The sequence below is a fragment of the Paraburkholderia caledonica NBRC 102488 genome (genome assembly GCF_000685095.1).
GTDB lineage: Bacteria > Pseudomonadota > Gammaproteobacteria > Burkholderiales > Burkholderiaceae > Paraburkholderia > Paraburkholderia caledonica.
On the sequence record NZ_BAYE01000001.1, the window covers coordinates 145,947 to 171,791 of the forward strand.

Consider the following 25,845-nt stretch of genomic DNA (forward strand, 5'->3'; position numbering starts at 1 on the left):
TCGAAATACGAAGACTCAGCGCGTCTTGCGCTTGAGCCAGGAGGAAACCGCGACGACGAGCGCAATCAGAATGACGAGTGTGGTCGACACGGCTGCAAGTGTCGGCGTAATCGCGAGCTGGATGTCGTCCCACATCTGCTTGGGGAGCGTCGAGTTGATGCCGCCGGAAACGAAGATCGCAATCGTGAGGTCGTCGAACGAAACGAGGAATGCGAACAGGAACGCAGCCGTTACACTTGCCATGAGAAGCGGCAACACGATCGACGTGATGCGCCGCAATGGCGACGCGCCCATCACGCGCGCGGCGTCGTCAAGACGCCAGTCGAAGCGCTGGAAGCCGGCAGCGAGCGTGACGACCACATACGGAATGGCGAGTACCGTATGGCCGATCACGAGGCCGAGGTTGGTGCCTGTGAGGCCGAAGCGTCCAAACAGATAGAGCAAGCCGACTGCCACCACGATACGCGGCACGATCAGCGGTGCGACCAGCAGCGCGAAGATCGGCTTGCTCGCGCGGCGCGGCATGCGCGTCATCGCGAGTGTGGCGCCGAAGCCGAGCAGCAGCGACAGCAGCGCGGTGCCGAGACCCACTTCGAACGAGCGGACGATCGCGCTTTGCCACACCGGCGAATCCATGAACGTGCCGAACCAGCGCACGCTGAACAGCTTCGGCGGAAAAGAAATGTAGTCGCTCTTCGTGAACGCATAGGGAATCACGGAAAGCACCGGCACGACGAGCACGATCATGATCGCGCACGTATAGAAACCGAGCGGGCTCACCGCGCGCGCGCCCTCTTCGGCGTGCGTCTTGCGGCGCATCATGAATGGAGCGAACACGCGCCCCGCCGCGATCAGAAGCGCGAGTTTGAAGCCTTGCGCACGCGAGCCGCGCTGGCGTTCCGCGACTTCGCCGGTGAGCGACGTGAGGCCCACCATGCGGTCGTACACGAAAAAGATCACGATCGAGCAGATCAGCAACACGGTCGACAGCGCGCCGGCAAAGCGCATGTCGAAAAGCTCCAGCACCGACGAGATCACGAGTTGCGCGATCATCGTCTCCTTCGGCGAGCCGAGCAGCGCCGGCACGATGAAGAAGCCGAGACTCGAGATAAACACGAGCAGGCCGGCCGCCGCGACACCCGGCGAGGACAGCGGCAGAAACACCGTGAAAAAGCTCGTGCTGCGTTCGGCGCCGAGCGTTTCGGCGGCTTGCGTGAGCCGATCGTCGATGCCGCGCATGACCGGCAGCATGGTCATCACGGCGAGCGGCAGCATCGAATGCACCATGCCGATCAGCACGCCGGTGAGCGATGGAATCGTGCCGCTCGTCTCGCGTACGAGGCCGAGCGATAACGCGATGGTCGACAGCACACCGGTCTTCGAAAGCAGCAACATCCATGCGTAGGTCTTTACCAGATAGCTGGTCCAGAACGGCAGCATGATCCACAGCAGCCAGCGTTCGCGTGCTCGCTCAGACAGACGGCTCAGCATGTAGGCAACCGGATAGCCGAGCAGAATGGATAGCGCCGCCGTCATGAACGAAATGGCGAAGGTGATCCACAACACCTTTGCGTAGACCGGCGTGCGTGCAATGCGCTCGAACTGCGCGAAGCCGACCTGCCCTTCGGCGCTGACGAGTCCGCCTTGCAGGATTTCGCCGACCGGCACGATGAAGAACACCAGCAGGAACACAAGCGTCGGCACGATCGGCAAAAAGCGCATGCAGCGCGCGAGCCAGACGGAGCGGCCGCGTCGCGAGGCTTCGTTCTCGCGGTGCGCGTGAAGAGCGATGGTCATCGTGATCCTCTCAGGCCTGCAGAAGCGTCGTGCGATACGGGTCCCACACGAGGCCGACCTTCTCGCCGATGCGCGGCGAGAGGCTGCGCTCGCAGCGCACGGTGAGTTCGCTGCCGTCGTTCATCGCGAGTTGCACACGTGTATCGCTGCCGAAGAACACGATGTCCGCAATCGTGCCGTCGACAAAGCCGCGTTCGGGTTCGACAAGTCGCGGCGCCTCCGGGCGGACCAGCAGCGTATGGCGGGTGCCGGCCGCGCCGGATGCAACGGATGCGTTCATTGCGTTCATTGGCAGAGGAATGCGACCGCCCGCCGCGAGCAGAATTGCCTCGCCGCGCGCGCCGCGAGTGTCGTCGAGCGCACCTTCGAGCAGGTTCGAATGACCGATGAAGCCGGCCGCGAAGCGCGTCGCGGGACGATCGTACAGATCGGCAGGCGTGCCCACCTGCTCGATGCGCGCCTGATTCATCAGGCAGATGCGGTCGGACAGCGTAAGGGCTTCGTCCTGATCGTGCGTGACATACACGAACGTTGCGCCGAGTTCCTTATGCAAGCGGCGAATCTCCGACTGCATATGCTCGCGCAGTTTCTTGTCGAGCGCGCCGAGCGGCTCGTCGAGCAGAATCACCGAAGGCCGGTACGCAAAGCAGCGCGCGAGCGCAATCCGCTGCTGTTGCCCGCCCGACAACTCCTTGGGAAAGCGCTTGGCATATTCAGTCATGCGAACCATCGCGAGTGCGTCGTCGACGGCCCTGCGCACTTCTTCGCGCGACTTGCGTCGCATGCGCAACCCATAGGCGACGTTGTCCCACACGCTCATGTGCGGAAAAAGCGCGTAGCTCTGAAACACCATGCCGATGCCGCGCTTGCCGGGCTCGACATGCGTGACGTCGCGCCCGTCGATCTCGATACGGCCCGCGCTCGGCGCGACGAGCCCCGAGATCATCTGCAACAGCGTGGTCTTGCCCGAGCCCGACGGACCGAGCAGCGTCAGGAACTCGCCGGCTTGCACGGCGAGGTCCGTCGGTTCCAGCGCGACCGCATCGCCGTAGCGCTTTGCAATGCCGATCGCCTCGAGCTTCGAACTCATGATGCGGTCCTTACGAAATGATCCACGAATTGAACCGCTCGGTGACTTTCTGACGGTTCGCTTCCCACCATTGAGGGCTCGGCAGCCGCATATCGCGAATGTTGTCAGGCGCCGTGGGCAACAACGTCGCGCGGTCTTTGGCGATCGTCTCGAACGCTTTCTTGTTGGTCGGACCGTAGGCGAGCGTGCGTGTGAGCAGCGCCTGACGCTTCGCGTCGGCGCAAAAACGCACGAACTGCTTTGCCGCGTCCGCGCGCGGCGTGCCCTTCGGAATGCCCCAGCCTTCGATCGAATAGAGGCCCTGGTTCCATACGATCGTGACCGGCGCGCCGCCGTCCTTCGCGGCTTGCGCGCGGCCGTTCCACGCCGAGATCATGTCGACGTCGCCGCTCTGGATCGCCTGCATGGCTTGCGCGCCCGAGGTCCACCAGATGTTGACGTGCGGCTTGATCTTGTCGAGGCTCCTGAACGCGCGGTCCACGTCGAGCGGATAGAGCTTGTCGAGCGGCACGCCGTCGGCGAGCAGCGCCTGTTCGAGCGTGTCGAGCGGACTGCGCCGCAGGCATCGGCGGCCGGGGAATTTCTTTACGTCCCAGAAGTCCGCCCACGATTTCGGGCCGTTGTCCTTGAACTTGTCCGCGCGATACGCGAGCACCGTCGAATACACGTCGACGCCGAGCCAGTTCGGCGTGATCGCTTCGGGCATGATGTCCGGATAGTCGCTCGCCTTCAGGCCGATAGGTTCCAGCAGACCTTTCGATTCAAGGTACGGAATATCGGCCGACAACGTGAGCGTGGTGACGTCCCACACATAGTTCTTCGTCTGAACCATCGCTGCGAATTGCGCGACAGGCTGCGATTCACGCGCGACGCTCACGACCTTGATACCGGTTGCTTTCTCGAACGGGTCGTAGAACGCTTCGCGATATGCGGTCGTATAGGGGCCACCCGGGTCCGACACCACGATCTGCTTCGATTGGGCTCGCGCGGCGAGCGGCATCGCGCTCGCGACGGCAAGCGCGCCCGCGCCATGAAGAATGCGACGGCGCGTTGCATTGAAGTCTTGCGTCATTGTTCAGGTCTCCCGCACATGGGTTGAGATTGGAACGGTGCGACTTTGACTCGATTCTGGCGGCTTCGGGCTCCACCTTCGGCCCCGCTCGCGGCAGGCTACTTCCCGCGCTTCCGGAAGAACTCTTCCATCATGCGAGCCGGTTCGCCCGAGTCGTACGCTTCGCGCTGAATGCGCTCCCCCGCTTCGATGCAGTCGACGAACCCCGGCTCTGTCATCTCACGAAAACGCTGCTTGTCCAGACGCATCGCGACGGGCGGCTTCGCGGCGAGTTCGGTGGCGATTTCCAGCGCCTTGTCGAACACCTTGTCTTCGTCGACCAGATGATGGATGAGGCCGATGCGCTGACACTCGTCCGCGTCCATCAGACGGCCCGTCAGCGTGAGTTCGATGGTGCGCGACATGCCGAGCATCGAGTTCATGATCCAGGGGCCGGTCGTGCTGGCAATGCCCGCATTGATTTCCGGCTGGCCCATGCGCACGCCTCTATGCGCGACGCGAATATCGCCGAGCAGCGCCACCTGGAATGCCGAGCCCGCGGCGGTGCCGTTCAGCGCCATGACGAGCGGCTTCGCAAGGCTGCGCAGCGCCGTGTAGTAGCGCTGCCATTCCTTGACCCACGCCACCGCGCGTTCGCCGTCGAAATCATGTGCTTCCGACAGGTCCTGGCCCGCCGAGAACGCCCGGTTGCCCGCCCCCGTCATGATGATCGCGGCGACGTCGGGGTCGTTGTTAAAGCGCTCCAACGCCTCGATGATCATTTCGCGCATCGGCGTGGTCCACGCGTTCAAACGCTCAGGACGATTGAGAGTGATGACCGCGACGCGGCCGTGATTCGAGAACAGCACGTCATTGTTCATGGGTTATCGCATCGCAATAGTTGATGGTGTAATGCAATATAGGCGCATCAAAATTAAGGTGCAAGCGGGTTTACCAGAGAGACGATCGGTGAAGCTTCCTAGCGCACGCTCTGCGGGTTTCGAGCGCTTAATAGTTAGTTGGACGATCGGACACAACCGCGTCGAAGTGCGCGGTCAAGCTCGGTTCTTTAGAGGGAGGATTGGAACCGCGGCGCTGACACCCAACGGCGTTGCGCCGCTGGAAACGGTCACGACAGATCGCAGATCGCGGAGCGATGGAACAACAGAGACCGCATCGAGGACAAAACCGACGCGCAGAAAAAAGCCGCAGACAAGCTGCGGCAAACAAACACACACGCCGAACGTTTGGGAACGCTGACGCCTGATGAATCGTAGCCACGTTTGCGGGGCATGAACATCGGGTGTTTTGTATGAAAGCATGCGCTGAGCGCGTCAGAAGCTTGTGGCACGTGCGTGTCGGCGCAACTGGCCCTTCGTCAAGTCGCGAAAAAACAACGCAAAGCGCACGACGGGTCGCCCCATACATGGCAGGCGATTAGAAGCGATCGCCGGTGGACGTCCGCGCAACAATGTAAAATCACCCGCCGGTCGAACGCTGCAACCCGTACTCGCGCAGTCGCCGCGATGCACGTGTATCGCTTCGTCACCAGGCCGCGCTGTGCGAACAACGTGCAGGACGGTTCCCGCGTGGGGTCTTCGGCTTCCAGTTCGCTCTAGGACTGCGGGCGAATCCGTGTTCGGCACGAAATTGATTCGGCGCGCCAACCAACGCGCTCGCACCGGATGGTAGAACGCCAGCCGGTCCAACCCATTACTTCAGGTTTCAATTTGACTCCACTATCCGTCTACGTTCTCACATACAACAGCGAGCGTTATCTGGACAAGGTTCTGGCGGCCGCGAAGCGGGTCGCGGATGACCTGCTGGTCGTGGACAGCGGCAGCACCGACGCGACGCTGTCGATTGCGGCCAAACACGGCGCACGAATCGTGCATCGGCCGTTCGACAACTTTCGCGCGCAACGGCAGTTCGCCAACAGGCTTTGCCTGCACGAAACCGTGATGTTTTTCGATAGCGACGAAATTGCGAGCGACGCGCTAATCGACGAAGTACTCGCACTGAAAGCCCGCGGTTTCGATCACGAAGCGTATGCCGTCAGGCGGGACTGGGTTGTCATGGGCAAGGTCATTCACGCGCTGATGCCGATCTCGTCGCCGGACTATCCAATCCGCATCTATCGGCGCGCCACGCTGCGTTTCACCGACCATAGCGTTCACGAAACGCTGACCGGTTACGAGAACTGTGGGCGAATCGAATCGCCGGTCGTTCATCGTACGTTCGAGACCGCGAGTGAGATGAAGACCAAGCTCGATCTGTACACGGACCTCGCCGCAATCGACCTGCTGGATAGAAGAGACCCGGCTCGCGTTCTGTGGCTCAAAAGCTGGTTCAGCCCTTTGGGAGCATTCCTGAAGTGGTACATCCGCAAAGGCAATGTCCGCGACGGTCGCATCGGTCTAACTCTTGCGCTTTACGCTTCGTCCTATACGCGGCGAAAGTACCGCAAAGCGCTCGTGCAACTCAATGCAAATCGTTGAGGTGCTTTTTTCTATCGGCGCGTGAGAGCAGAATGAAAAGCCGCCGCCCACACTGAACCGTGCGATCTGCCCAGGATCGCACCGCTACCGACCGGGAGTTTCGTATGATCGTATCGATGAATACGTATTTCGACGTTCCCGGCGGATTGCGCACGGGCACCGTCGGGCTGACTCTGGCTCTCGTCGTTTCCACCGCGGGCGCGGCGTCGAGCTGTCCGACAGTGATCACGACGCCGGGCGGCAGCGCATTCGACATGGCCTCGCTCATTTCAGACAACGGCTCACCGGCAGGGGCGCTCGCAAAGCTGCGCTCCGTGTTGTCGAAGCTCGGCTGGGGAAGCCGCTGCAGCATGCTCCGAAATGTGGCCGCGTGTGACGAAACGGTTGAGCTTGCGAAGCGGGCAGTCGTCGCGCTCGAAGCTTGCGCCGGCTCGACGCCGCCCAATACGGGTGCCGACAAGCCGCGCGAACAAAGCGGTGACCGGGGCCAATCCGCACGACTCGGCGAATGAAGGCGTAGGCCGGACTACCTGGCAATTCGCGCGATGCCTGGTCGTTGTTCTACGCACGTCATGCGCGACATGCGTCACTGCGATTCGTACTTCAGCCCGAGGCAGCGGCCGTACGTCGAAGCGCGGCTTCACCAGGCGTCGCCGCAAGCGGCGAGCTATCCATATCCGCTGTTTCCACGACGACGCGTTCCAGCGCTCTGAACGGCGCGAGAAGCGCCTCGTCGGCGACGCTCGATGTGATGAGCCGCCAGTCGCGTTCGAGAGGAGTCCAGTGTTGTTGCCGCGAGCGGCCGAGTTTGTCGGCGTCGGCAAGCACGAGGACCTGCGCCGCGCGCCGGATGATGCAGTCTTTCAGATACGCTTGCTGCGCGCTGGCTTCGCACAGCCCGAACTCGGCGACCACGCCATCCGCGCCGAGAAACGCCTTGTCGACGCTCAAACGGCTCAGCGAAAGTTCGGCAAGCGGCCCGAGCGTACTCATGCTCGAACTGCGCAGATCGCCGCCGATCAGCGTCAGGTGTACGCCCGGAGCGTTCGCGAGCGTCATCACGGCAAGCAGATTATTGGTGACCACGTGAAGACCGACGCGCGAGCCGAGATGCCGCGCGAGCGCGGCGCAGGTCGTGCCGCCGTCGAGCAGCACCGTATCGCCGTCGTGCACATGCGCGGCAGCCGCACGCGCAATCGCTTCCTTCTGCTCGCGCTGCGTCGCCTTGCGTTCCTCCAGCGACGCCTCCGGCTCATGCGAGCCGATCAGCGCAGTCGCGCCGCCATACGTGCGCACGAGGCGGCGCTGGTTCGCAAGCGTCGTGAGATCGCGCCGGACCGTTGCCTCGGACACGCCTAGCGCGGCGCTGAGCTGTTCGACGTTGGCGTCGCCGGTCACAACGAGATCGAGAATCGCGCGATGGCGCTCGGACGCTTTCATGGCTGTCATCTGCAGTAAAGAGGCTGCCGATCTTACACTACGGCCGCCGCACCATTTGCCATGCTTCAGCCGCGCCGCGTGGCGAGTTCGGCGCCCTGGCGAAGTGCCTCGAGCAAGCTGCGCTCGTCGGCGATGCCCTTGCCCGCGATGTCGAATGCGGTGCCGTGATCGACCGACGTGCGGATCACTTCGAGGCCCACGGTCACGTTCACGCCGGCTTCGAGGCCGAGCACCTTCACCGGGCCGTGGCCCTGATCGTGATACATCGCGACTACCAGGTCGAAATCGCCGCGGCCCGCGCGGAAAAACAGCGTGTCGGCGGGCAGCGGCCCCGTCACGTCGAGCCCGCGTTCCTGCAGCACTTTCACAGCCGGCACGATCTTCTCTTCTTCCTCGCCGTAACCGAAAAGGCCGTTTTCGCCGGCGTGCGGATTGATGCCGCACACGCCGATGCGCGGCTTCGCAATGCCGGCCTTGACGAGCGTCGCGTTACCCCGTTCGATGGTGCGTTGCACGAGACCCGGCTCGATCTTGCGGATCGCGTCGATGATGCCGATATGCGTGGTCACGTGAATCACGCGCAGTTGCGGTGCGACCAGCATCATCGACACCTCGTCCACACCCGTCAGATAAGCGAGCATTTCTGTGTGGCCGGGAAATTTGTGGCCGCCCGCGTGCAGCGCTTCCTTGTTCAGCGGCGCCGTGCAGATCGCGTCGATCTGCTTCGCCTCGGCGAGTTGAACCGCGCGCGCGATGAACTGATAGGCGGCGTCGCCGGCGACTGCCGACAACTGGCCGAACGGCATGTCGGCGGGAATCAGGTCGAGGTCGATGCAGTCGATCGTGCCCGGCTCGTAGCGCGCTTCGGCCGCTTCCTTGATACGGCGGATCCTGGCGTTGCCGCCGACGATCTCATTCGCGCGCTCCAGCCGCCGCGCGTCGCCGATCACGAGCGGACGGCACTGCTTGTAGACGATGTCGTGCGCAAGGCTCTTGACGATGATCTCCGGGCCGACGCCCGCTGCGTCGCCCATCGTGATGCCGATGACTGGAAGGTAATTGCTCATGATGTTTTGCCTGGTCCTTGATGTCTGCCTAACCTGCCCGCCTGATTGCGCCGATGCGGCGCTCAGGCTGGATCGTGTAAGCCGGTTCCCGCGACCGCCGACGTTGCCGGCGCTTCGTGCAGATAGCGCCACGCGGCGAACAGCGCGTGATCCGTGCCGAAGGCGCCCGCCTTCGTGACGATACGCAAATGCGGTTGCGAAGCGCGGGCTTCGACGGGCTTGCCTATGGCCACACCCGGTTCGATCTCCGCAATCAGTTCCACACCGCTGACGCCGACGGCACTCAGCATCGCGCGCGCGGTCTCGCCGCCCGTCGCGATCAGTCCGCCGAGCGCATCGAAGTGCGGCTCGACGAGCGCCGCGAGTGCCGTGGACAGCAGCGCGCCTTCGGCGGGATCGAACGCGTCGTCGCGGCCGATACGCAGCAACAGATCCGCGCGCGTCGCGATCACCTCGCCGATCCGTGCTCGCCATGCGAGCCAGTCGGGATGACGCTCTCCGTCGCGCAGCATCGCGGGCGGTACGGTCAGCTCCGCCATGCGCGCACGTTCGCGCAGCATCGCACACTGCCGCTCCGACACCGCCGAAAGACTGCCCACGAGAACCAGCACCGGCGCGTTTTCATCGCGCGGTTGCGGCGCAGATTGGGTCTGTGCCGCAGCTCGGGCGTCGAACAGACCAGCAAGCCCCGCGATCTCGCGCGCGAGGCCGCCTGAGCCGACCCAGAACAGCGCCTCGCTCATCTGCGTCGTGACCTGAGCGAGCGTCGATAAATCCTGCCTTGTCTCGGCGTCCACCACCAGTGCCTGCGTGCCGCTCGCTGCCACGGCCGCGATCCGCGCGGCGAGCGTGTCAGCACCTTCGCGCAACGCGTCGACCTCGAGTTGCGCGGTCGACAAGCCGGCTTCCGCCAGCATCGCGTGCAGGTCGGCGGCGCGACCGGGATTGTCGAGCTGCCAGGTGTCGGTCGATTCGAGCGGTTCGCCGTGCACGAACACGCGGCCGCCGCGCAAGGTGCGACCCGTCGCCGGGAACGCAGGCGCGACGATCGCGAGGCCGGCTAGCGGCTGCAACGCGGCGACCTCGGCCGCCCAGTTGCCGCGCAGCGTCGAGTCGATTTTCTTGTACAGGCGCCGGCCCGGACCGCGCAATGTCTGCCAGGCCGCCGCGCTGCGTTGCGCGGCCTGGGCGGGTGTAAGACGGCGGGTGTCGGTGTCCGCGGCGATCACGTCGGCCGCCTGTGCGTCGAGCCCATGCGCCGGCACGTCGAGCGTAACAATGGTGCGGTGCCCGGCGCTTGCAAAGCCGATCGCGCAATCTGCGGCGCCGGACAGATCGTCGGCGATGATCACTATGCTCATCGCGCCAGCTCTCCTGCTTCGCGGCGAAGCTGCACGCGTTTCGCGACGGCGGCCGTGAGGATCGGAGAAAGGATCGCGGTCACCACCACGCACGCGGCCACGAGCAGTGTCGCGCTTTTAGCAGCCTCCGAGTAGACCGGGTTCGCCGCGGCGATCAACGCTGGCACAGCGGCCGCATTACCCGCGGTATTCGCTGCCGCGACGCCCGCGACACCGGTGCCGCCCGTCAGACGATCGGCCAGATAAAGCGGAATGCCTGTGACGATCACAACCGCGATGCCGAGCCCGATGCCCAGGACGCCAGCCTGCCACACCTTGTGCAGATCGAGGCTCGCGCCGAGCGCCAAAGCGAAGAATGGAATCATCACCGGTACGGCTTTGCCGAGGAACGCGCGCATTTCGCGGTCCAGGTTACCCAGCAGCATGCCGAAAACCAGCGGCAGGACGCTACCGACGAGCGTAGGCCACGGGAACGCCGACAGACCGGCGACGCCAAGCGTGACCATGGTCAGGAAGGGGCCGGATTCGAGCGACATGATGGTGTAGGCGCCCACGTCTTCCGAGCGGCCGTATTGGCCCATCAACGCCATGTAGAGTCCGCCGTTGGTGTCGTTCATCGCCGCGACGACGGCAAGCGTCGACAGGCCGGCGAAAAGTCCCGACGAAATGGGCTGTTCGCCGAGGAAATGTCCCATCACGACGCCCACTACGATCGCGGCGCCCACCTTGGTGACGAACAGCGCGCCGCCTTTTTTCAGCAGATAAGGCGTGGCTTTGACGTCGATGCTCGCGCCCATGCAGACGTAAAACACCGCAAGAATCGGCAGCGCGCCAGTGAACAACGCGTTGGTGAACGAGCCGAAGAATTTCGGCATGCCCGGCAGGAAGGTCGCGACGAGCGCGCCTAGCAGCAAGGGGACGATCATCATGCCGCCGGGTACGCGTTCAATGCCGCGCTTTATGTGTATTTGGGCCATACGAGTCTCCAGTCTGATCCGACCTGATTGATTTGGTCACTGATTTGATTGAAACAATCAGATTGCAGTGTACTTCTTCCGCGAAACTTGCGCAAATCAATCATTTGTGTGATCGATGTGAGCAGACGGTTACCAGCACGAACGCCGACGCGTTGCTGCGCATTTCGCTAACCGGCGGTAGCTGGCCTGCGCCGACGGCGCGAAACGTATGCTGACCACGTACACTGCGGTCAGCAACGGGTAATCCCAAAGGAGCGAGGTAAGCAATGACGCGCGCGGCGTTCTCCCCTGCAGGTTCTGACAACTGGCTAGAGGCGCGACGCGATCCGGAGACGGGAATCGAGAGCCTGCGCGCGCATTTCAGCGGCCACGCCTACGATCCACACGACCACGACGACATGCTGGTCGGCTACACCGAACAGGGTGTGCAGCGCTTCCGGTGCCGCCGCTCGCTGCACACGAGCGTCCCGGGCCGGGCGATCCTGATCGAGCCAGGCGCGTTGCACGACGGCCACGCGCCGGAGGCAGGCGGGTTCACCTACGCAATGTTGTATCTGCCGCAGGCCTGGGTCGAACGCGCGACGCGCCGCCTGAACGTTTCCGGTCTCCAGCGGGTCGACGCGGCTTTCGCGCATACGCTCGTCGATGACAGCGGCCTTGTCGACGCAATCCGGCAAGCGTTTCTCGCGATATACGGCAATGAGGGTCGACTAGCACGCGACCAGACGTTGGATCGCCTGCTCAGGCGGCTCGCCGGTCACCTGGGCGATATGCCGATGGCGGGTGGCGTGGCTATGTCGGCGACGATCGCCCGTGTCCGCGATTTCTTGCACGACCACATGGACGGCAACGTCGGACTCGATGAACTGGCCAGCATTGCGGGGATCGACCGGTTCCGGCTGACGCGTCTGTTTCAGCAGGCGTTCGGCACGTCGCCGCATGCGTATCTGGTCCGCCTGCGCCTGCGCGCGGCGCGCAGACTGCTCGCAAACGGCCGCACACCCGCGGAGGTTGCCGCAGAAGTCGGATTCGCGGATCAAAGCCATCTTGGCCGCTGGTTTCGCCGTGCGTACCGGATGACCCCGGCCGCCTACCGGCGCATGTGCACGAACGTTCCAGACTGATTGCGCAGGCTCGCCGATCATGAGCGCCTCACGGAGGAGCAAACATGTTCGATACGAAGGTAGCGCTGATCGTGCGCGACGATCTCGCAGTCTGGCAAAAACTCAATGTGGCCGCGTTTCTCGCGACGGGTGTCGCCGCCGCGATACCGGAAGCGCTGGGCGAGCCTTACGAAGATGCCGCCGGGCGCCGATATGGCCGCATGCTAGGTCAACCGATGCTGGTGTTCGCCACCGATCTTTCCGGGCTGCAAGCTGCGCATCGGCAAGCCGTCACGCGCGAACTCACGATAGTGCCCTACGTGCACGCGATGTTTTCAACCGGCCACGACGCGGCAAATCGCGAGGCTTTTCGTGCGCAGGACGTCGCGAACCTGGACTTCGTGGGTCTCGCGCTGCATGGGTCCAAAAAGGCCATCGATAAAACGGTGAAAGGGCTGAAATTGCACTCGTGAGTCGGCGCGAGCGCCGGGCGCCGAGCGAGACGACGCGCGCCGTCACTACGAGGTGCGCATCGACGTGATCCGGCCGGAAGTCGAATATTCGTTCTATCGGATCACGTGCAGCGGCCGCGATACGCTGCCCGCGTTGGATCAGTTCACGCAGATGTTCTCGGCGGCGGCGCAGCTTGGTCCATCCAACGCGGCTTCGGGAGCAAGGTAGTCGCGTTGGCGTGTCGAGCGCCGCCTCGCCGCCTCGCCGTCCCGCACGTAGCGAACCGGCATCGCTTCATAAGTACTCGACGTTGCCATCCACACTGATTGCCTGCCCCGTCACATTGCTGCCCGCCGGCGACGCGAGGAACAGTGCCATTGCCGCGATGTCGTCGACAGTCACCATGCGGCGCAGCGAGATCTTCTTCAGATACTCTTCGCGCATCGCGTTAAACGGGATGCCAAGGGCGTCTGCACGAGCGGAGATCACGCGGTCCATCCGTTCGCCTTCCACCACGCCGGGCAGGATCGCGTTGATGCGCACATTGCTCGGCCCGAGCTCCGCAGCGAGCGATTTGACCAGCCCCACGATCGCCCATTTCGTCGACGCGTATGGCGTTCGGAACGGATAGCCAAGGCGCCCCGCGACAGACGACATCGCGATGATGCTCGCGCAGTCCGATGTCTCCTTGAGTACCGGCACCGCCTTGCGCAGGAAATAGAACTGACTGTTCAGATTGGTGGAGACGGTACTTTCCCATTGCGCGGGATCGAGTTCCTCCACGGCACCCGTAGGTCCCGCTATGCCGGCGTTGTTGACCAGAACATCGAGTCCGCCGAGCTTGCGCCGTGCATCGTCGATGATCTGATCGACCTGTGCCTGCTTCGACACGTCGGCGATGCCCGCGTGCAGTTTGGGGAACCGCGACGTGGCCTCATCGATGGCGGCCTGGTTCACATCGCAGATATAAACCTCTGCTTGCGCCTCGATGAACGCTTCGGCGATCGCCAGGCCGATTCCCGCAGCACCCGCTGATACGAATACCCGCAACCCGGGCCTCGGCTTCAGAAGATCAATGATGCTCATGCTCGTGTCTCTCCGATGTTCCTTATATGGCTCGTCATGCGGCTCGTAGAGTGATTAATAACGCTGCTCACAGCGTGAGTCCTCCGGTGACCTCTATAACCGCGCCGTTGACATAGCTTGCTTCGTCGCTCGCGAGGAACGCGTAGATGCTGGCGATTTCCTCGGGCTTGCCGAGCCGGCGCAGCGGCACCTGATCGCGCATCTTCGTCAACACATCTTCAGGGATCGTCTTGAGGATAGGCGTGTCGATGAAACCCGGCGCAACCGCATTGACGCGAATGCCTTTCGGACCCAGCTCGCGACTCCATGTCTTCGTGAAGCCGATCACGCCGAACTTGGCTGCGGCATAGTTCGTCTGTCCGTAGTTACCGTAGACGCCCACCACGGAACTCGCGTTCAGGATGACGCCGGAACCCTGTTCGATCATGGTATCGACAACGGCCTGTGCGGTATGGAAAACGCCGCGAAGATTCACGTCGATGACGTCGTCGAATTGCTGCAACGTCATTTTTTGCAAACGGGCGTCGCGCGTGATGCCCGCATTGTTCACCACCACATCGATGCGCCCATACGTGCCGCGCACTTTGGCGACCATTTCATCGACTTGCGTGCGATTGGCGACATCGACGGCAAATGCGTCCGCCTTCCCGCCCGCTTCGCGACACAGGTGCGCGACCGTCTCTACCGCATCGAGATTCATGTCGCAAGCGATCACGACCGCACCTTCGCGTGCAAACTTCAATGCAGTTGCCGCGCCGATCCCCTGCCCCGCGCCTGTAATGATTGCGACTTTTCCGTTCAGCTTCATCGTTGAATATCCTTACTGTAAAAGCCAGGCTCGAACATGCCCGCTATGGTTTCAGCTGTGCAGCCGGCCCCGACGACGCAAGCACACCGGCCTCGCTGCGCATTGCTCGCGCCAGCACGGGAACCAGTGCGAGACCGAGCACCCCGGCAATCAGGATCACCGTGAAACCGGCATCGCTTCGACCGGAGGATGTTTCTGCAATACCGAACAGATACGGTCCCACGAAGCCGCCAATCAACCCGATCGTGTTGACGAACGCAAGGCCGGCGGCTGCCTGAATGCCTTGCAGACGCTTCATCGCGATCGCCCAGTAAGAAGGCAGCACACCGCCCGCGAAGAACGCGGTCACCGTGAGCAGCGCAATGCGCGCGGCGGGACTCGTCACTGCAAGGTACGCACAGGCACCGAGAATAAGCCCTGCGGTCAGGATACCGAGAAACACACAGTCGCGATCCGTGCGGCGGTGAATACGCGGAAGAACCAGCACGCCAAGCAGAAAGCCGAGACCGACGCTCGCCGAGAGAAAACCTACCACGAGTGACGAATCGACATGCATCTGATGAATGATGGCGGGCGTAAAGAAATACAGTCCGACGAACGCGACCTGATTCAAGAAGTAGATGAGGCCGATCAGCACCGTCGTCGGCCTTTTCAGAGCGGCAATCCAGTTCGCGGACGAATAGTCGGCGCGGCCGTGCCCGTCGATCACCGCATGCGTCTCCAGCACATCGCGCTCGGCCGCCGAGAGCCATCGTGCGTCGCGCGGCCGCTCGGGCATCTTGAAGAACAATATGATGCCGACGATCACGCTCGGAATGCCCTCGAGCATGAACATCCATTGCCAGCCGTGCAGGCCGCCGAAGCCGTCGAGTTGCATCAGCGCGCCGCCCAACGGATTGCCGAGCATGAGCGCGAGCGCCGGTGCAATGTAGATCCAGCCGACCACGACGGGCCGGTCGTGAGGCGCGAACCAGAGCGTCACCATATACATCAGCGCGGGGAAAAGGCCCGCTTCCGCAATGCCCAGCAGAACACGCAACACGTAGAACGAGGACGTTCCCTGCACGAACATCATCGCCGTCGACAGGATGCCCCACGTCACCGCGATGCGTGCGATCCAGCGGCGCGGCCCGACCTTGTGCGCTGCGAGGTTGCTCGGAACTTCGAGCAATGCATAGCCGAGAAAGAAAATGCCCGAGCCGAAACCGTATGCCGCGGCGCTGATGCCCACATCCGCCGCAAGCTGAAGCTTCGCGAGCGCCACGTTGGTGCGATCGAGGAAGGACATGAAGTAGATGGCGCACATCAACGGGATGAGCCTGACCATTGCTTTGCGCGTGGCGATGCGATGCAACTGTCCGACCCGCTGATCGGCGGAAGCGGTATCCATAACGTTGTCTCCAATATTTGAAACAGCTCTATTTTTTTGTTGTTGCGAGGCAGACCGGGTTCATCGGCTGATGAGTCCCGTAGCCGGTACGGAGCGGCTACAGGTTGACCTGATCCGCGCCCTTGAGACCCAGCATTTTTCGCGCGTCGGCGGGCGTGGCGATTTCCAGAGACAGTTCTTCCAGAATGCGCCGGATTTTGCGGACCTGTTGCGCGTTGGTCTCCGCCTTCACGCCCTTCGAAAGGTACACACTGTCTTCCAGACCCACGCGCACATTGCCGCCCATGATCGCGCTCATGGTCACGAGCGGCATCTGATGCCGACCTGCGCCGAGCACCGAGAAGTGATAATTCTCGCGGCCGAACAGCCGGTCTGCCGTCGAACGCATCAGCAGCATGTTTTCCGGGTCGGCGCCCAGACCGCCCAGAATCCCGAACACCGATTGAATGAAAAACGGCGGTTTAACGAGGCCCTGATCGACGAAATGCGCGAGGTTATAGAGGTGGCCCACGTCGTAGCATTCGAATTCGAAGCGCGTGCCGCTTTCGCCCAGTTCCAGAAGAATGTTGCGGATGTCCCTGAAGGTGTTGCGGAAGATCATGTCTTCCATTCCTTCGATGTAGTCCTTCTCCCAGCCGTAGCGCCACGATGAAATTTTTGCGGCGACCGGATGGATCGAAAAGTTCATCGAGCCCATATTGAGCGAACACATCTCGGGTCTCGCCAGTCGCGGATACGCAAGACGTTCTTCGAGCGTCATACGCGTGCTGCCGCCTGTCGTAATGTTGATGACGGCGTCGGTGGCTTCGGCGATCGCGGGCACGAAGGCCTTGAAAATTTCCGGACTCGGTGTCGGTCGGCCGTCAACCGGGTCGCGAGCGTGCAAGTGGATGATCGCGGCGCCCGCCTGAGCCGCCTCGATCGCCTGATCCTTGATTTGCTCTGGCGTGATCGGCAGGAATTCTGACATCGACGGGACATGCGTTGCCCCCGTGATGGCGCATGAAATGATGACCTTTCGGCTTGTGTCGCTCATTGAAATATCCTCGATTGCGGACCTGATCCGACGCACTGTCGTGCGCGACCGGATCACGCGTCCGCGTTTGTCCCCATTGTCTGCAGATGCCGCGACCGCTGCGCGGGCGCATCGTCTTGTGTAGTCAATCTTATTTCGATACGATCGCAGTGGTAAGGTCATTTCCGGACATGGAGATGTCCCTCGAGGACAATTTGCGGAGCTTTCTTTGGCATCGACCCGCCCATTGCTTAACGAGCGTATCTACGCGCCGTACAAAATCGCCGCGCTGGTCGAAGTCCTAGCGGAGCAAGGCATTGCGCCCGAAACCAGTCTGAAGGGAAGCGGCCTGACAGTGGACCAGCTCAACGACGCGTCCGTGATGACCTCGGTGCGTCAATATGCAGTGGTGGCCCGCAACGCGGTGCTGCTCTCGCGCGACCCGGCGACGCCGTTCAAGGTCGGCTCGCGTCTGCACCTGTCGGCGTACGGCATGTACGGTTATGCGTTGATGTCGTGCCTGTCGTTGCGCGATTACTTCCGTCTCGGCGTGAAGTACCATCGCCTTGCAACACCCACGGTGACGATCGAGTGGACGGAGTATCCGGACAAGGCTGTCTGGTCGTTTCCGGACGCGTTCGTTTCGAGCCCGTCTCGCGAACTGCGCGAGTTCATCATCGAGCAGCAGTTCACGCAGCATGTCACGCATCTGCAGGACGTCGCCGGCCATAGCTGCCCGCCGCTCAAGGCCTGTTTCTCGTACCCTGCTCCGCCGCATGCCGGCATCTATTCGCAGTACCTCGGCTGTCCGTGCTTTTTCGACGCGCCGCAATGCGAGCTCATCTACGACAGCGCGATTCTGAACCAGAAGCCGCAACTCGCGCACAAGCTCACTGCAACGCTGTTGCAGGAAACGTGCGATCGCCTGATCGGGCAGGCGAAGACCTCGGTCGGCACGTCCGGCGAGGTGTACCAGATTCTGATGAGCACGCCCGGTGTTTTTCCTGGCATGGAGGAAGTAGCGACAAGGCTGAACCTTACGAGCCGGACCTTGCGGCGTCACCTTGAAACAGAGGGAACCTCTTTCGTTGCAATCGTCGACGATGTGCGCTGCTCGCTCGCTATCGAATATCTGCAGTCGACAAGAATGAGCACCGAAGATGTCGCGATGCTTCTAGGCTTCAGCGACGCTGCAAATTTTCGCCGCGCATTGAAGCGGTGGACAGGAAAAGGGCCCGGTGAATTGCGACGGTGAGCGCGTTTCCAAAGCCCGCTGCCTTCGATTGAATGACAGTACTGCGAACGTTAATGTGCTCTTCGAACGCGGATACCGTTGGCGGAAACTCGCGCCACATGGCGGCATGAAAAGCTTGCCCGTCAGATCCGCGCGTAAATCGAACTGCCGATTGTCAGCGTCGTCGCACTGGTCGACGCGAAACGGATCTCGTAGAGGTCGCGCCCGAAATTGCCCGGCACTTTGACCGACATGCCACCGAGCGTGTCGCTCAACGGCACGAACAGCTGGTAGCGAAGGTCTTCGTTGCCGTACAGCACGTAGCCCGGAAGTTCGTCAAGTGTCGCGAAAAACGCCGGCGGATTGCCAAGGACGACGATCGGCACGGCGCTCGGCGAATCGTTGGTCAACGTCCATTGCGTACCGACGCGTTGCTGCCACGCGCTGTCGAGCGCCGCCAGCGGTGTCATTTGCTGACCCACCGGCAACGTCAGATAGGCATAGCCCGCGCCCGGCACGACGCGCTTCATCAGATAGCGATAGTTGAACGCATTTCCCCCGCTGTCGCTGCCCGACACGACTGCGAAGCGATACGACGCCGTGTCGGTATCGCTTCCCCACCAGCCGTCGCTGCGATACCGGTATGCGCCAATCTGCGCCCAGCCTCGCGTATGGGCGTCCCACTGGTTGATCTGCAGACTACCGTCCGCGTTGGCAAGCACCTGATACGGCGAATCGGAGTTGCCGTAAATGCCCGCACCGCTCGCAATGCCCGGCCCCGCTGCAACCGGGGGGGGCGTCGTACTGATCCTCGCCGGCAACGACGAAATCGTGCCGTCTTCTTTCAACGCCGACAGCACCAGCGTTTCAGCAAGCGCGCGAGCGTCGTATCCCGCATTGCCGGTCACCAGCAGCGCGAACTGCGAGTTGGGCACAACGAAAAATTCGGTCGAATAAAACGCAGTGCCGCCGTCTTTTTCCCAGCCGAGCACGCCTGCAGCGTTGAGCGCCGGCTGCACCACGCTGTCCCAGCCGAGACCCCAGCGCCATTCGGGCGATGGGTTGATCGTCAGGCTTTTCGTCTGGTCCGCGCCCATCTCCGCGATGCCCGCCGCGGAGACGATGCGCTGTCCTTCGAACATGCCGCCGCCGTAGATCATTTGCGCCAGGTTCATCATGTCGGCGGGCGTGGAACTCAGTCCTCCGGTCGCGTACGCATTGACGAACTCCTGGTGCTGCGTGCCGCTCACGTACGGCAGCGAGAACGATCCGCTGGAAGGCACACTCGTCAGATAACTGGAGTTCGTCATCTTGAGCGGCGCGAGGATCTCCGACTGGACGAAGTTCACGAAGCTCTGCCCCGTCACGGCGAGCACGACCTGCTCGACCATCGTGAAGCCGTCGTTGCAATACACGGCCAGTTCACCGGGCAAATGCTTCAGGTGCGAGTTGGCGAGTTCGGCTTGCGTGTCGGCGGCGTAGCCGGCAACCGGCTCGAACGTGAAGAGATTGCGCCCATTCGTGCCGGGCAGACCGGACGCATGCGACAGCAGATGACGCATGGTGATCTGCGCGTATTGCGGCGACAGCATCGTGAAGGCCGGCAGATATTTGACGATCGGCGTGTCGAGCGTGATCAGCCCGCGATCGACGAGGATCGTCGCCGCCAGCGCCGGGAACAGCTTACTGACCGAGCCGATGTTGAAGCGCGTCTGCGGCGTCGCCTTGATCTGCCCCGGCACCGATGCCAACCCGAAAGCCTGCTGCCAGACCACCGCGTTGCCTTTGACCATCGCGACTGAAATGGCCGCGACGCCATTCGACGGATCACTGACGGCCTGCTGGATCATCTGTTGACCAAGCGCAATGGTCTGCTGATAAGGCGTCGAATGGAGCTCGTCGTTGCCGCAGCCGGGCAGCACGGCCGCGAGCACCCCAGCGCCCGTGTAGCCGAGAAACTGCCGCCGCCCTGTGCTGGAAAGCCCCTTGTGATTGCGGTTGCATCTGGCCACGGCGTTCCCCTTTGTTCAAGTTTTTCAGAACCTGCAACAAGCGTTTCTTCAACCGTGGCACCGCCAGCACGGCGAAGCCATTTTTCGCATCTTCGACACAATGCGAGGGCGTTTTCGCGTGCGGCACCCTGCCCCAATCATAGCGGCGCAAGGCAAGCGCGAATAGCAATGTGTCGAGATGCTGCGAGGCTTTGGCTCAAGAGTGCGCCCAACGAGTTGCAAACACCTGGTCGGGGCAGCCGGTTAAGCTTGCGACCGATATGTACCTTTCGAAAGGCCGCCTAAGCAGGCGCTTCTTTCAGCTTTTCCATCAGCATCAAGGCGTTGGGCACCGCCTCGCCGTGCGCGGTGTTGTCGAAAATACACCAGACGTCGGCTCCGGATTCCCGGGCTTGGACAATGCGCGCCGCGACCGCTTCGATGAAGGGCTCGTCGTAGGCCGAATAGTAGATACGAGGCGAGCCGTGCAAACGGATGTACAGCGTGCGCGGATCGCCCACCGGTTCGGCGCCGGCGACTGGCGGTGGATGCGCGCGCACGCAGGCGACCCTGCCATCGATTAGCGTTTGCGCGGCTTCGTCGGTGAACCACGACGCATGACGCGGTTCGCAGACAACGCGCACGTTTGTGATGTCGCGCAGTAGCGCAAAGAAGTCGCATGCGACGGCTTTATCGAATGCGAGGCTTGGAGGTAACTGCAGCAACAGGCAGGCCATTTTCTCGCCTAGCGGCGCGACTTCCGCGAGAAATGCGCCCATGGCGGCATCGGCGTCGCGCAACCTGAGTTCGTGCGAGACCGCCTTCGGAATCTTGACGGAAAACCGGAACGCTTCGGGTACGGTTTCAGCCCAGCGGGCGTATGTTTTCGGCTGATGCGAGCGATAGAACGACGAGTTGATTTCCACAGCCGGGAACACCCGCGCATACCGCTCCAGATGGCTACCCTGCGTGGAAAATTGCGCCGCGACATTGGATGACAGCGCCCAGCCTGCACAGCCGATAAGTATCGGCGATGCGCTGGGAGGAGTCTCGCGATGCGTCGAATGAGTCATGCGTGTAGGCGCAGCAAAGTCTGGGCCCATGCGGCGCGGTGATGCCGCTGGGTTAGCAGCTAGATGGGATACCTACAGAAAAAAGGCCCGCGGGAAAGCGGGCCTTGCGAGATGCTGACGGCGGGAAGGCTGCGGGAGCAGCGTTCCCAGGAGACCTTTGACGTCGACGACGGCTTTGATCGGCTTCGGTCTTTTGCGTCGGTTAATGGACCGGAAGTGCTCGATCTGCACGCCGGTTGTTACCGCTTACTCCCACTCGATCGTCGCCGGCGGCTTGCCCGAGATGTCATACACCACCCGGTTGATCCCGCGCACTTCATTGATGATGCGGTTCGACACATGGCCGAGGAGCTCATGCGGCAGATGCGCCCAATGCGCGGTCATGAAGTCCAGCGTCTGCACGGCGCGCAACGCGACCACATACTCGTAAGTGCGGCCGTCGCCCATTACGCCGACGCTCTTCACCGGCAGAAACACCGCGAACGCCTGGCTCGTCAGGTCGTACCAGGACTTGCCGGTTTCCTTGTCGATGAACGTGCGCAGCGTCTCGATGAAAATGGCGTCTGCACGACGCAGCAGGTCCGCGAAATCGCGCTTCACTTCGCCGAGAATCCGCACGCCCAAACCCGGGCCGGGGAACGGATGGCGATACACCATAGCCGGCGGCAGACCTAGCTTCACGCCGAGCTCGCGCACTTCGTCCTTGAACAGTTCGCGCAGCGGTTCGAGCAGCTTCAGGTTCAACGTCTCAGGCAGGCCGCCCACGTTGTGGTGGCTCTTGATAGTCTGCGTCGCCTTCTTGCCCTTGCCCGCCGATTCGATCACGTCCGGATAGATCGTGCCTTGCGCGAGCCACTTCGCGTCGGTGAGCTTGCCGGCTTCCGTCTGGAACACCTCGACGAACTCCGCGCCAATGATCTTGCGCTTCGCTTCCGGGTCAGTCACGCCTTCCAGCTTGCGCAGGAACACGTCGCTTGCGTCGACATGGATCACCTTTACGCCCAGGTGATCCGCGAACGTAGCCATGACCTGCTCAGCTTCGTTCAGGCGCAAAAGGCCATGATCGACGAACACGCAAGTGAGCTGATCGCCGATCGCGCGGTGCAGCAGCGCCGCCGCCACCGACGAATCCACGCCGCCCGACAAGCCCAGAATCACATGTTCGTTGCCGACCTGCTCGCGAATCTTCGCGACCGCTTCGTCGATATAGTGGCCCATTTCCCAGTCGGGGCGCGCGCCGCAAATCTGCAGCACGAAGCGCTCGAGCATCGCACGGCCTTGCACCGTGTGCGTGACTTCCGGATGCCATTGCAGGCCGTAGAAGCGGCGCGTCTCGTCGGCCATTGCGGCGATCGGGCACGATTCCGTCGACGCCATCAGCGCGAAGCCAGGCGGCATTTCGAGCACCTTGTCGCCGTGGCTCATCCACACCTTCAGCATGCCGTGACCTTCCGGCGTAGTGAAGTCGCTGATGCCCTCGAGCAGGCTCGTGTGATTGCGCGCGCGCACTTCGGCATAACCGAACTCGCGCAAATGGCCGATGTCGACCTTGCCGCCCAGTTGCTCGGCCATGGCCTGCATGCCGTAGCAGATGCCGAGCACCGGCACTCCGAGTTCGAACACTGCTTGCGGCACGCGCGGCGTGTCCGTTTCGGTGACCGAGCTCGGGCCGCCGGACAGGATCACGCCCTTCGGCGCGAAGTCGCGGATGAATGAAGCATCGACGTCGTAAGGATGGATTTCCGAATACACGTTGGCTTCGCGAACGCGACGTGCAATCAGTTGTGTGACTTGCGAACCGAAGTCGAGGATCAGGATCTTGTCATGCATGGCAGCGGACGGAGTCAAAAGTGAGCGGATACGGAATGCCGCGCACGAAGCGCGGCGTTGAATTCAAAGCGGTCCACGCAGACATGCGGGTCCGCGGATGCGATGGCGAAACGCGATGATGAAGCCTGTGTGCGCCTGGTCCGCCACTGCTGCAGAGAGCTGCCTGTAGCGCGCGCGTACGGATTGCGGTTGCTTCGGCGAATGCAGTGGCGCGCGGCGCGTCAACCATGAAACGGGGGCCGGGGCGCATTGGGCGCATCGGCAGCGGCATTGCGGGCCTCGTCGCGAGCGGCAGCAGCTTGCGCCCGTGCAGCGCGTTCGGATGCGCTCAGGCCGGGCTCGTCGACCGCCGGATGCAACGGCGCGGTAGAGGCCGGACCGACCGGCCGCGTGTCCGGAGCAGCAGGCACGGCCGTCGCAGGCACGACCGTCGCAGCAGGCATAGCCGGCTCGACGAGCGGCTCCGCGCGATACACCGGGAAGCCCGCCGTAGCAGGCACCACGGGCTCGCGCCGGCCGTCCGTGCTTGCAGTACTAGTTGCAGTGTTGATTGCCGCTTCGTTCGCCGCCCTGTTTGCCGCGTTTTTGGCGGCGTCTTTCGCGGCCTGCTTTTCCGCACGCTCCGCGGCAGTGGCTTCAGCGGCGCGCAACTTCGCGCGCCGCCGCACCGCGCCCGACAACCGCACGCCGCCCAGACCCAGCACCAGCAACACCACACCCGTGAGCACCGCGACGATCTGCCCGAAGCCGGTCAGCGCCGGCGTATGCAAACCGAGCAGCCAAACCAGCATCAGCACGCCGGTCAACCAGTTCACGTGGCCGACAGCCCTTGCAACCGAAGACGTCAGCCCGCCGTCGATCGACGCATGCAACGCGAGCCACGCGAGCCCGATCAACGCAATGCCAAACGCCTGGCCGACCAGCGCCGGCTGCGTTTGCACCAGCAGCAGCGCGTTGTACAACGAAGTCCACGGCGTCAGCAGGAACAGCAGGCCGAACGCGAGCAGCAACAACGCGTCGACGATCAGTACAGCGCGCAGCAATGGCTTCATTGGCGTTTAGTCCACGTGGTAGTTGGGCGCTTCCTTGGTGATTTGCACGTCGTGCACATGCGACTCGCGCAAGCCCGCGCCCGTGATCTGCACGAACTCGGCCTTGTCGTTCATCTCGGCAATCGTGCGGCAACCGCAGTAGCCCATGCTGGCACGCACGCCGCCGATCAGCTGGAACAGGATCGCGTTGACCGAGCCCTTGTAGGCGACGCGGCCTTCGATACCTTCCGGCACCAGCTTGTCGATGTTTGCCGAGTTGTCCTGGAAGTAGCGGTCCGCCGCGCCGTCCTTCATCGCGCCGACCGAACCCATGCCACGGTAGGACTTGTACTGGCGGCCCTGATACAGGAACACGTCGCCCGGTGCTTCTTCGGTGCCGGCGAACATGCTGCCCATCATCACGGCATTTGCGCCCGCTGCGAGCGCCTTGCTGACGTCGCCCGAAAAACGCACGCCGCCGTCTGCGATAACCGGCACGCCGGTGCCCTTCAGCGCTTCGGACACGTTCGAGATCGCCGTGACCTGCGGCACCCCGACGCCCGCGACGATCCGCGTCGTGCAGATCGAGCCTGGGCCGATACCGACCTTCACGCCGTCTGCGCCGTATTCGACGAGCGCCTTGGCTGCCGCCGCGGTGGCGATGTTGCCGCCGATCACCTCGACGTGCGGGAAGTTCTGCTTGACCCAGCGCACGCGCTCGAGCACGCCCTTGCTGTGACCGTGCGCGGTGTCGACGACGATCACATCTACGCCCGCCTGAACCAGCAGTTCGACGCGCTCTTCGTTGTCCGCGCCGACGCCGACCGCCGCGCCCGCGCGCAACTTGCCGTGTTCGTCTTTACAGGCGTCCGGGTGCTCGGTCTGCTTGGTGATGTCTTTCACCGTCATCAGGCCGCGCAGTTCGAATGCGTCGTTGATGACCAACACGCGCTCCAGCCGGTGGCTGTGCATCAGCGCCTTGGCCTCGGCGAGCGAGGTGCCTTCCTTGACGGTCACGAGCCGCTCACGCGGCGTCATGATGTTGCGCACCGGCTCGTCCAGACGCTCTTCGAAGCGCAGGTCGCGATTGGTGACGATGCCGATCAGTTGCGCGCCTTCCACGACCGGGAAACCGGAGATGCCATGCTGTTGCGACAGTGCAATGACGTCGCGCACCTTCATTTGCGGCGGCACCGTGATCGGATCGCGGACGACGCCCGACTCGAAGCGCTTGACCTTGGCCACTTCACGCGCCTGCTCGGCCGCCGTGAGGTTCTTGTGGATGATGCCGACTCCGCCCATTTGCGCCATGGCGATAGCGAGGCGGGCTTCGGTGACCGTGTCCATAGCTGCGGACACGAGCGGCATATTCAGGGAAATATTGCGGGTCAGCCGGGTCTTGAGGCTGGTGTCGCGCGGCAGAACATCGGAGAAGGCCGGGACGAGGAGCACGTCATCGAACGTGAGTGCTGTTTGGATCAGACGCATGGCAAATCCTATAGGCGCAAAAGCGAATTATACGCGATACCTCCCCGCTTTTCACTGCGCGA

The 25,845-nt window shown here is 62.7% G+C and carries 22 protein-coding genes; 5 read left to right on the plus strand and 17 right to left on the minus strand.

The genetic code is table 11. The features are described 5' to 3' along the window. Nucleotides 1-15: 15 nt before the first annotated feature. The 4 genes from BCA01S_RS00720 to BCA01S_RS00735 all read right to left on the minus strand — a co-directional run bounded on the left by BCA01S_RS00720 (nt 16) and on the right by BCA01S_RS00735 (nt 4,819). Entirely contained in the window at nt 16-1,797 is a 1,782-nt protein-coding gene (locus tag BCA01S_RS00720) for an ABC transporter permease subunit (protein ID WP_027775289.1), read from the minus strand. A gap of 10 nt (nt 1,798-1,807) precedes the next feature. Continuing rightward, the gene (locus tag BCA01S_RS00725; RefSeq protein ID WP_027775290.1) at nt 1,808-2,887 is read right to left on the minus strand and encodes an ABC transporter ATP-binding protein; all 1,080 of its coding nucleotides are present in this window, start codon (nt 2,885-2,887) and stop codon (nt 1,808-1,810) included. A 10-nt stretch (nt 2,888-2,897) separates the two neighbouring features. Beyond that, nucleotides 2,898-3,959, minus strand: a complete 1,062-nt coding sequence (locus BCA01S_RS00730; protein WP_027775291.1) for an ABC transporter substrate-binding protein — start codon at nt 3,957-3,959, stop codon at nt 2,898-2,900. Nucleotides 3,960-4,057: 98 nt separating this feature from the next. After that, entirely contained in the window at nt 4,058-4,819 is a 762-nt protein-coding gene (locus BCA01S_RS00735) for an enoyl-CoA hydratase/isomerase family protein (RefSeq protein ID WP_027775292.1), read from the minus strand. 849 nt (nt 4,820-5,668) lie between these two features. Here BCA01S_RS00735 and BCA01S_RS00740 point away from each other — a divergent pair. Together BCA01S_RS00740 and BCA01S_RS00745 are read left to right on the plus strand one after the other, a co-directional pair. Further along, nucleotides 5,669-6,436: a glycosyltransferase family 2 protein gene (locus BCA01S_RS00740; RefSeq protein ID WP_027775293.1), complete on the plus strand. Its 768-nt coding sequence runs from the start codon at nt 5,669-5,671 to the stop codon at nt 6,434-6,436. Between the two features lie 104 nt (nt 6,437-6,540). Then, complete coding sequence (locus BCA01S_RS00745) at nt 6,541-6,948, plus strand: hypothetical protein (RefSeq protein WP_027775294.1); 408 nt, start codon at nt 6,541-6,543, stop codon at nt 6,946-6,948. A gap of 91 nt (nt 6,949-7,039) precedes the next feature. On the opposite strand, the gene BCA01S_RS00750 is transcribed toward BCA01S_RS00745, so the two are convergent. The 4 genes from BCA01S_RS00750 to BCA01S_RS00765 all read right to left on the minus strand — a co-directional run bounded on the left by BCA01S_RS00750 (nt 7,040) and on the right by BCA01S_RS00765 (nt 11,281). Next, nucleotides 7,040-7,876 (minus strand): DeoR/GlpR family DNA-binding transcription regulator, encoded by an 837-nt coding sequence (locus BCA01S_RS00750; RefSeq protein WP_027775295.1) that lies wholly within the window; start codon nt 7,874-7,876, stop codon nt 7,040-7,042. Nucleotides 7,877-7,941: 65 nt separating this feature from the next. Then, the gene (pdxA, locus tag BCA01S_RS00755) at nt 7,942-8,943 is read right to left on the minus strand and encodes a 4-hydroxythreonine-4-phosphate dehydrogenase PdxA (protein ID WP_020065668.1); all 1,002 of its coding nucleotides are present in this window, start codon (nt 8,941-8,943) and stop codon (nt 7,942-7,944) included. A gap of 62 nt (nt 8,944-9,005) precedes the next feature. Then, entirely contained in the window at nt 9,006-10,304 is a 1,299-nt protein-coding gene (locus BCA01S_RS00760; RefSeq protein WP_027775296.1) for a four-carbon acid sugar kinase family protein, read from the minus strand. After that, nucleotides 10,301-11,281, minus strand: coding sequence for a 2-keto-3-deoxygluconate permease (locus BCA01S_RS00765; protein ID WP_027775297.1), 981 nt, complete (start codon nt 11,279-11,281; stop codon nt 10,301-10,303). The genes BCA01S_RS00760 and BCA01S_RS00765 overlap by 4 nt, the downstream gene beginning before the upstream one ends. Before the next feature lie 266 nt (nt 11,282-11,547). On the opposite strand from BCA01S_RS00765, the gene BCA01S_RS00770 reads away from it, so the two are divergent. Together BCA01S_RS00770 and BCA01S_RS00775 are read left to right on the plus strand one after the other, a co-directional pair. Beyond that, on the plus strand, nt 11,548-12,405 hold the full coding sequence (locus tag BCA01S_RS00770) for an AraC family transcriptional regulator (RefSeq protein ID WP_027775298.1): 858 nt from the start codon (nt 11,548-11,550) through the stop codon (nt 12,403-12,405). 44 nt (nt 12,406-12,449) lie between these two features. After that, the gene (locus BCA01S_RS00775; protein ID WP_027775299.1) at nt 12,450-12,857 is read left to right on the plus strand and encodes a DUF2000 domain-containing protein; all 408 of its coding nucleotides are present in this window, start codon (nt 12,450-12,452) and stop codon (nt 12,855-12,857) included. Between the two features lie 274 nt (nt 12,858-13,131). On the opposite strand, the gene BCA01S_RS00785 is transcribed toward BCA01S_RS00775, so the two are convergent. The 4 genes from BCA01S_RS00785 to kce all read right to left on the minus strand — a co-directional run bounded on the left by BCA01S_RS00785 (nt 13,132) and on the right by kce (nt 17,157). Then, nucleotides 13,132-13,923 (minus strand): SDR family oxidoreductase, encoded by a 792-nt coding sequence (locus BCA01S_RS00785; protein WP_027775300.1) that lies wholly within the window; start codon nt 13,921-13,923, stop codon nt 13,132-13,134. A gap of 67 nt (nt 13,924-13,990) precedes the next feature. Further along, nucleotides 13,991-14,731: a 3-oxoacyl-ACP reductase FabG gene (gene fabG / locus BCA01S_RS00790; RefSeq protein ID WP_027775301.1), complete on the minus strand. Its 741-nt coding sequence runs from the start codon at nt 14,729-14,731 to the stop codon at nt 13,991-13,993. A gap of 43 nt (nt 14,732-14,774) precedes the next feature. Next, nucleotides 14,775-16,121, minus strand: a complete 1,347-nt coding sequence (locus BCA01S_RS00795) for an MFS transporter (RefSeq protein ID WP_027775302.1) — start codon at nt 16,119-16,121, stop codon at nt 14,775-14,777. Nucleotides 16,122-16,218: 97 nt separating this feature from the next. After that, complete coding sequence (gene kce / locus BCA01S_RS00800; RefSeq protein ID WP_027775303.1) at nt 16,219-17,157, minus strand: 3,5-dioxohexanoate:acetyl-CoA acetone transferase; 939 nt, start codon at nt 17,155-17,157, stop codon at nt 16,219-16,221. A gap of 208 nt (nt 17,158-17,365) precedes the next feature. On the opposite strand from kce, the gene BCA01S_RS00805 reads away from it, so the two are divergent. Further along, a complete protein-coding gene (locus BCA01S_RS00805) occupies nt 17,366-18,391 on the plus strand; it encodes an AraC family transcriptional regulator (RefSeq protein WP_027775304.1) in 1,026 nt (341 codons plus the stop codon). Nucleotides 18,392-18,513: 122 nt separating this feature from the next. Here BCA01S_RS00805 and BCA01S_RS00810 read toward each other — a convergent pair whose 3' ends face one another. From BCA01S_RS00810 to guaB, 5 genes are all read right to left on the minus strand, one after another. Next, entirely contained in the window at nt 18,514-20,382 is a 1,869-nt protein-coding gene (locus BCA01S_RS00810; protein WP_027775305.1) for a serine hydrolase domain-containing protein, read from the minus strand. A 281-nt stretch (nt 20,383-20,663) separates the two neighbouring features. Then, nucleotides 20,664-21,434, minus strand: a complete 771-nt coding sequence (locus BCA01S_RS00820) for a DUF72 domain-containing protein (protein ID WP_027775307.1) — start codon at nt 21,432-21,434, stop codon at nt 20,664-20,666. A gap of 246 nt (nt 21,435-21,680) precedes the next feature. Beyond that, on the minus strand, nt 21,681-23,264 hold the full coding sequence (gene guaA / locus BCA01S_RS00825; RefSeq protein ID WP_027775308.1) for a glutamine-hydrolyzing GMP synthase: 1,584 nt from the start codon (nt 23,262-23,264) through the stop codon (nt 21,681-21,683). Between the two features lie 221 nt (nt 23,265-23,485). Next, on the minus strand, nt 23,486-24,316 hold the full coding sequence (locus BCA01S_RS00835) for a hypothetical protein (protein WP_027775310.1): 831 nt from the start codon (nt 24,314-24,316) through the stop codon (nt 23,486-23,488). Between the two features lie 6 nt (nt 24,317-24,322). Beyond that, nucleotides 24,323-25,783 (minus strand): IMP dehydrogenase, encoded by a 1,461-nt coding sequence (gene guaB, locus BCA01S_RS00840; protein ID WP_020065652.1) that lies wholly within the window; start codon nt 25,781-25,783, stop codon nt 24,323-24,325. Between the last annotated feature and the right edge of the window lie 62 nt (nt 25,784-25,845).